Below are 6,107 nucleotides of genomic sequence, written 5' to 3' on the forward strand. Positions count from 1 at the left end.
CAAAGGAGGAAATGTAGCTATTATTAAATGGTTGATATGATTATGTAAATTTTCATTCCATAGACGAATAATCAAACACCAGCGTCTCAGGCAAGCGGTTCCAGACACTGGCGAGTTTATATTTTGCACAAGAACTGCATGTCAGGCTTTCACCTTCATTTTGAATGCTCATCACCAAGTCTTCACGCTTCTCTAGTGAAGAGTTTCTTAGCTGAATATGGACATGCCTTTTGTCCACCGTATACGACTTGGTAAAAATTGAGCCCTGAATCGAATACGTCATCACACCATCTTTGAACGTGATGGTATCTTCGTTGTCCTGATTACCATAACTGCCTTCAAATGAGTAGGTTTCATGGTTAACCAGACGTTCCAGCTCATCCTGACCACACCCATTGAGTAGCGTGCCGAAAAGTATGGTAACGCCAGTCATACATATTCGATTTAGCGTTTTCATTGTCGTCCTTATGCTAGTCGATAATCCCTTCCAGTTTCAGCAGTGACTGTTTCCGCTCCAGTCCACCCGCATAACCGGTTAGCTTGCCACTTTTACCGATTACCCGATGACACGGCACAATCACCGACACCGGGTTCTTACCATTGGCCAACCCAACCGCTCTGACTGCTTTAGGGTTGTTGATGTAATTTGCCAAGTCTTGATAGCTCCAAGTTTCCCCGTACGGGATGGCCTGCAACGCCTGCCACACTTGCTGCTGAAACGCTGTGCCTTGCGCGGCGACTGGCAGCGAAAAAACCGTACGCTCTCCGGCAAAATATTCGGTTAACTGTTTGATTGCTCTAACAAGTATAGGAAAATCATCGTCTCTTTCACCTAATTGTTTTGGTTGTGTGGTGTGCGTTTCAAACCACACACCCAGTAGTCCCTGTTCATTAGCTTGTACAGTGACGCGTCCTAGCGGGCTGTTAAAAATGCTGTATCGATTCATGACATATGTTTCCAACAATGAAAAGTGGCGTAACTGCCCCATGGGGCGACGGATTCTGCGCTGAGGCCCGGAAAGTCAGCTTGCGCTTTTTTTACCACCAGGTCGCCATCCAGAAAGCAATCTGCTTCGGATTTCCCCCGTAATCTGGCGTAGCTGACGGTCCAGGGACCAATGCCTTTAAGCGCCAGCCAGTGTTCAGGATCGCTGTCCGGCTCTTTAGATACATACTCCGCCAAACGTTTTAATGTGTCCTTACGGCTTTGGGGCATACGCAAAAAACTGAGGTCAACGCCAGCCACCTGTGCAGGTGTGGGGAAGCATCGCTGAGAATTTTTCGGATGGAGTTGCTGTACCAACAAGTTCAACTGGCCGATAGCCGCCTTAATCGACACCTGCTGGCCCAACACCGCCCGAACTCCGGCTTCCCATGGGCTCCAGACCCCGGGAATGCGAATACCTGAATGAGTCACCAACCCCGGAGCCACCGATTCAAGGTGTGATTCAATCGATAACGTATCCGCGTCAAGGTCGAACATGCGTCTCAGGCGTGTCACCAACTGGCGCAACTGTGTGATGTCTTCCAGCTCAAACTCAACATCCAAGGTCTGGGTCCGAGCGTTATGAGAGGGATTAAAATCCGCGTTAAACCAGCCTGAGCGGCCATCAAGCTCAAAGTAACGCTGATAACGGTTTTCAGTCAGGTGCTCGACCCCCTCAATCGCTCTCAAGCGGTAAAACTCCAACATGTGTTGCCAGTCAAACGCTCCCCGAAACGCAAGCGCCAGCTGATTGTGGCGTCCGTTGCCCAGTTGCTGCCGACGCACCTGACTCGGCGTCAGTTTCAGCACTTTCTGAAAGGCATCATTGAAACGGCGTGTGCTGTTAAAACCGCACGCAAAGCCGATATCAGTGATCGACATGGAGCTGTTGTGCAGCAGTTGCTTGGCGAACATCAATTGATGATATAACGCGTACTGTTTCGGAGACATGCCCAGGTGCTGCTGAAACAACTGACGCAGATAGCGATCGGTAATGCCCAGACGATCACACAACGCAGGTAAGTTGGCACCTTGCAAACCGCCCTGCTCGATCAGTTTCATCGCACGCAGAAATGTCGTTTCGGTGCCTTTCCACGCCCAGGAGCTGGGGGCGCTATCCGGGCGGCAACGTAAGCAGGGCCGATAGCCCGCTTGCAGTGCCTGAGCTTGATTGGCAAAGTACTCCACGTTCTCTTCCTTAGGCAAATTCGCCGGGCAAATGGGGCGACAAAAAATACCGGTGGATTTGACGGCGATGTAAAATCGTCCGTCGAAGCGGCTATCCCGAGCCATTCTCGCTCGCTGACATTCTTCGCGACTCAGACGATTGAGTTCCATTGGTGCCATGATTCAGTCCTGTTGTCATACCGTTAAGCAAATTGTACGCGACTCCATCAATTGAACTAGCCATTTTCGGAACTAAATCCGCACAAGGGAACTTGTCGATCTTTGACTTTATTGTCTACGCTTTGTGAGTACCGTTCCAATCTGGTTAATAACAACAAGGACGTCAGTTATGGACTTACTTTCCTGTAAGATAAAACTCAATGATAATCAAGTCGTTATCAGTCACTCCGTTGAAAAATCTCTGCGTTTGATTGAGCAGCATGGTAAACGCGGAATTTCGGATGTCGAGATCGATGCGACAGATGGTAATCAACGACACACCTATACCGGTATGAGCTTTGAGGAATCCCTCGAAAGTTTAATGAATTTGTAACTCACTGATAAATGAAAAAGCCCTGCACTTTGCAGGGCTCAATGTTAAGGCAAGTTGCGATATTCCGGCTTAGTAAGATTTTTTATCAAGTAACGTCAAGGCAATGTCTCATATTCTAGTTGCGTGAACTGGGCCAACTATGCTCGTTTGCGCAAGATGGACATTCAGCCCTAACACAGCTCAAAGCAAATCAACATTTTGATTTAATTCTCATGGACTGCAATTTACCCGGTATGGATGGCTACCAAGTTACAGAACACTTACGTTATTTTGAGCGAGAGCAAGGGCTAACACAAACTCCAGTCATTGCTATATCAGCCGCCACCAGTGAACAACACAAACTAAAATGCATCGAATCTGGTATGGACGGTGTTCTGACCAAACCAGTCACGTTAGATGACTTACAAACCATCCTTGATTTATGGTTAGAGGAACCAGAACCAAACTCCAGTCAGTTGGCAGAGGTTAAAAACTATCATTCACTGGAAGAGTTATATTGGAACACCTGCCAAGACGATCTGGCAAAACTTCGCCGTGCGATAGAAAAAAGTGAATGGATCGATATCAGACACTTCGTTCACCGCTTAAAAGGCGGCGCCCTGACGGTCGGGCTCGATAAGCTTGCGGAACCCGCAAGAAAACTTGAAGAAAGCCTGATGGCCGGAGAGCACTGGTCCACCGAACAACTGCTCTCCTGGCTGGAAAATTATCGGCAACAACTCGAGCGATGGAACACCGCTCGACAAATGCCCGACTAAAGCGACAATTATATCGAGAAGTACGGAAGACCACGCTCACTTACCGACATTTACACGCCTTCACTGCGATGGTATTTCCGACTACGCAAACGATTCAAGCAGCGATCACCGATCGCGTTCAACCAGTCGGAAAACGAACGCGATTTGCTCTGATGTAGCCACTTCAAAGCCACTTGCCGTTCCAGTACGCCCAACACCCGTCGCTCTTCATCCAGAACTGGCAACAAAGGCCAGGGACACTGGCGCAACACGTTCGCCGCACGTGATGGTGCCTCGGTCGCATATACGTAGTGATTTGCCCCCTCTATCAGTGCCCGAACCGGTAACATAGGATCAGCCACAGCCAGACTCTGCAAAGGGATCAGACCGAGGTACTCTCCGCTGTCGGAAATAACGACGATTGATTCAATCACCAGATTGGCATGCGCGATCAAGCGAAGACGATTGATGACCCGATACACTTTCAACTCATCCTCAACACAAAAACAGTCTGTGTTGATGTAAGGCTGGATCCGATTAAAGCCGTGCGCTCTGAAGAGAGGACGGCGGTCATTTTGTACAATGTGTGTAATTTTCATAACTCTCATCCAAGTACTGCTTTGGACAGAGAAACCTAGTTGCGTATACGTAACAGCATTATGTGGGTCAGTGACAACGTTAGAACGTCATACCCACTGAACACGGGCACTCTTACGTAAGGCGCAGCATTAACATACCGTTGTTTTGTCGTTTGTTCTTTAAAGCGCTGCTGGTATCGCCAGTAGGCGGATACTCTGGTGACAGTCAGTGAACTTCAAAGAAGTATGCACGGAAAATTCGAAGGAAGGATGAGAAAGGAAACTCTGCATCTGCCACAGGTTTGGTCTTCAGGCAAATGCAAAAACGGCAACTGCCTGACTAACCAGAAACCCATTGGCATTTTCGACATTTCGAAAAAACCATATTCATTATTCGACTACTCGACGAGTCCATAGGCTTCTGTTGTTCCTCAAAAAAATGAATTTAAATTGAATTGCTCTGTGAGCGAACCGGATGCTATTCCCAGCGCAATCAAAAGTCAATCGTATAGTTTTCATTCAACGTCAATTTGACATCCCAATGACAGAGCAAGCACTGAGCCACAGCATAAACTCCCGCCTCTCGCCTTTTTTCGGACGAACTTTCAGCACGACAACTCAAACTGGATTTATTCTCCTTCAAATTTTTCGAACGAGTACGTCAATGTCGTCCCATTACCTTGCGGAAGAAATGCACCTAAACTTGATATCAAGCATTAAGGGTAGGTCGCTCCCTGAATCAAACAAACATTCAAATTTATTGAGGAAAGAATGATGAAAGCACTATTAAAAAAAATCAGCGCGTCTCAAGCAGGTTACAGCCCACTGGCGCTGCGCGTGCCAATCGGTATCATCCTGATGGCTCACGGTTCACAAAAACTGTTTGGCTGGTTTGGGGGCTATGGCCTGGAAGGCACCGGACAGTGGATGGCATCCATTGGTCTTGAACCTGGTGTGCTTATGGCTTTCATGGCGGGTAGCGCTGAATTTTTTGGTGGTCTGTTCCTGCTACTTGGCTTATTGACTCGTCCAGCCGCCGTCGTGACTGCGTTTACTTTGATTGTGGCGATTTTCTCTGTCCACATCGACAACGGCTTATTTATGTCTAACAACGGTTACGAATTTGGTCTGGCCTTGCTTGCCGCCACCGTTTCTCTGGCAATTTCAGGCTCAGGTAAACTGGCACTGGATAACGTTCTAAGCCAAAAACTAGTGTAACCGGCCGCTTGTGAGCGTTCCCCCCCCTGGAGAGCAGAATATGATTACTGTACGACATGCAAACGATCGTGGCCGGGCTAACTTTGGTTGGCTCGATAGCCGACACACGTTTTCCTTTGGCAATTATTACGATCCACAGCACATGGGGTTCTCTGCGCTGCGTGTCATCAATGACGATATCGTGCAGCCCGGCGCGGGGTTCGATACTCACGGGCACCGAGATATGGAAATCATCAGCTACGTGCTTGACGGCGTTATTAAGCACCAGGACAGTGAAGGTAACATTCAGTCACTGCCCGCGGGTGAATTCCAGTTGATGTCTGCAGGTCGAGGTATTCTTCATAGCGAATTCAACGGCTCAGACAGCGGTACCCTGCGCTTTTTGCAAATCTGGATTCAACCAGACAGCTTTGGTAATCCACCGGGTTATCAGCAAAAAGATTTTGGCCAGCAACCTGGATTAACCGCCATCGCCACACCAGGTGGAGCAGATGGTACGTTGCAAATCAAACAAGACGCCAGCTTGTATCAGCTTATCTTGACGCCGGGCACAACGTTTGTCTTTGAAACCATATCGGAACGCAACACATATGTTCACCAAGTGGACGGCGTGATGCAAGCTAACAGCACTGCTTTGCATAGCGGTGACGGCGCCAAAATTGAGGCCGTTAATGAGGTAACGTTCGCTAACCCGACCAACGAGACCGTCAAAGCGCTGATTTTTGATCTCCCTTAACCTACCTATCAAGGCTCCAACGAGAGTTTTTTAAACAAACCAACCTATTGTTTTTATTTGAAATTTATTTCGATATCGCCGCAAATTGACCACATAACCAAGCCCGCATTTATTGCGGGCTTTTCATTGCTTA

The 6,107-nt window shown here is 48.1% G+C and carries 8 protein-coding genes; 4 read left to right on the top strand and 4 right to left on the bottom strand.

Annotated features, from left to right (window positions below; genetic code table 11):
- Nucleotides 1–52: 52 nt before the first annotated feature.
- Genes CAG65_RS00750 through CAG65_RS00760 form a run of 3 tightly spaced genes read right to left on the bottom strand, consistent with a single transcriptional unit; the run spans nucleotide 53 to nucleotide 2,323 of the window.
- Nucleotides 53–457: a hypothetical protein gene (locus CAG65_RS00750; protein WP_237668710.1), complete on the bottom strand. Its 405-nt coding sequence runs from the start codon at nucleotides 455–457 to the stop codon at nucleotides 53–55.
- A 13-nt stretch (nucleotides 458–470) separates the two neighbouring features.
- Nucleotides 471–947 carry a methylated-DNA--[protein]-cysteine S-methyltransferase gene (locus tag CAG65_RS00755; protein ID WP_161451482.1) on the bottom strand — a complete coding sequence of 159 codons (477 nt, stop codon included), beginning with the start codon at nucleotides 945–947 and terminating at the stop codon, nucleotides 471–473.
- Nucleotides 944–2,323, bottom strand: coding sequence for an AlkA N-terminal domain-containing protein (locus CAG65_RS00760; protein WP_161451491.1), 1,380 nt, complete (start codon nucleotides 2,321–2,323; stop codon nucleotides 944–946). Before CAG65_RS00760 ends, CAG65_RS00755 begins: the two co-directional genes overlap by 4 nt.
- 178 nt (nucleotides 2,324–2,501) lie before the next feature.
- Between CAG65_RS00760 and CAG65_RS00765 the strand changes: the two genes are divergently transcribed.
- Both CAG65_RS00765 and CAG65_RS00770 read left to right on the top strand, forming a co-directional pair.
- Nucleotides 2,502–2,705 (top strand): hypothetical protein, encoded by a 204-nt coding sequence (locus tag CAG65_RS00765; protein ID WP_021706014.1) that lies wholly within the window; start codon nucleotides 2,502–2,504, stop codon nucleotides 2,703–2,705.
- Nucleotides 2,706–2,824: 119 nt separating this feature from the next.
- Nucleotides 2,825–3,463: a response regulator gene (locus CAG65_RS00770; protein WP_161451484.1), complete on the top strand. Its 639-nt coding sequence runs from the start codon at nucleotides 2,825–2,827 to the stop codon at nucleotides 3,461–3,463.
- A 50-nt stretch (nucleotides 3,464–3,513) separates the two neighbouring features.
- Here the strand turns inward: CAG65_RS00770 and CAG65_RS00775 are convergent, their stop codons facing one another.
- Nucleotides 3,514–4,041, bottom strand: coding sequence for a magnesium transporter (locus CAG65_RS00775; protein ID WP_161451486.1), 528 nt, complete (start codon nucleotides 4,039–4,041; stop codon nucleotides 3,514–3,516).
- A 753-nt stretch (nucleotides 4,042–4,794) separates the two neighbouring features.
- On the opposite strand from CAG65_RS00775, the gene CAG65_RS00780 reads away from it, so the two are divergent.
- Nucleotides 4,795–5,238 carry a DoxX family protein gene (locus CAG65_RS00780; RefSeq protein ID WP_021706008.1) on the top strand — a complete coding sequence of 148 codons (444 nt, stop codon included), beginning with the start codon at nucleotides 4,795–4,797 and terminating at the stop codon, nucleotides 5,236–5,238.
- 40 nt (nucleotides 5,239–5,278) lie between these two features.
- A complete protein-coding gene (locus CAG65_RS00785; RefSeq protein WP_161451488.1) occupies nucleotides 5,279–5,974 on the top strand; it encodes a pirin family protein in 696 nt (231 codons plus the stop codon).
- Nucleotides 5,975–6,107 lie beyond the last annotated feature (133 nt).

Origin of the sequence: Vibrio sp. V39_P1S14PM300 (genome assembly GCF_009904765.1) — a bacterium.
Classification (GTDB): domain Bacteria; phylum Pseudomonadota; class Gammaproteobacteria; order Enterobacterales; family Vibrionaceae; genus Vibrio; species Vibrio proteolyticus.

What these genes read in the sequence shown, in the direction of transcription:
- CAG65_RS00750 (WP_237668710.1), bottom strand. Translation starts at nt 457, where the DNA reads ATGAAAACGCTAAATCGAATATGTATGACTGGCGTTACCATACTTTTC.
- CAG65_RS00755 (WP_161451482.1), bottom strand. Translation starts at nt 947, where the DNA reads ATGAATCGATACAGCATTTTTAACAGCCCGCTAGGACGCGTCACTGTA.
- CAG65_RS00760 (WP_161451491.1), bottom strand. Translation starts at nt 2,323, where the DNA reads ATGGAACTCAATCGTCTGAGTCGCGAAGAATGTCAGCGAGCGAGAATG.
- CAG65_RS00765 (WP_021706014.1), top strand. Translation starts at nt 2,502, where the DNA reads ATGGACTTACTTTCCTGTAAGATAAAACTCAATGATAATCAAGTCGTT.
- CAG65_RS00775 (WP_161451486.1), bottom strand. Translation starts at nt 4,041, where the DNA reads ATGAAAATTACACACATTGTACAAAATGACCGCCGTCCTCTCTTCAGA.
- CAG65_RS00780 (WP_021706008.1), top strand. Translation starts at nt 4,795, where the DNA reads ATGAAAGCACTATTAAAAAAAATCAGCGCGTCTCAAGCAGGTTACAGC.
- CAG65_RS00785 (WP_161451488.1), top strand. Translation starts at nt 5,279, where the DNA reads ATGATTACTGTACGACATGCAAACGATCGTGGCCGGGCTAACTTTGGT.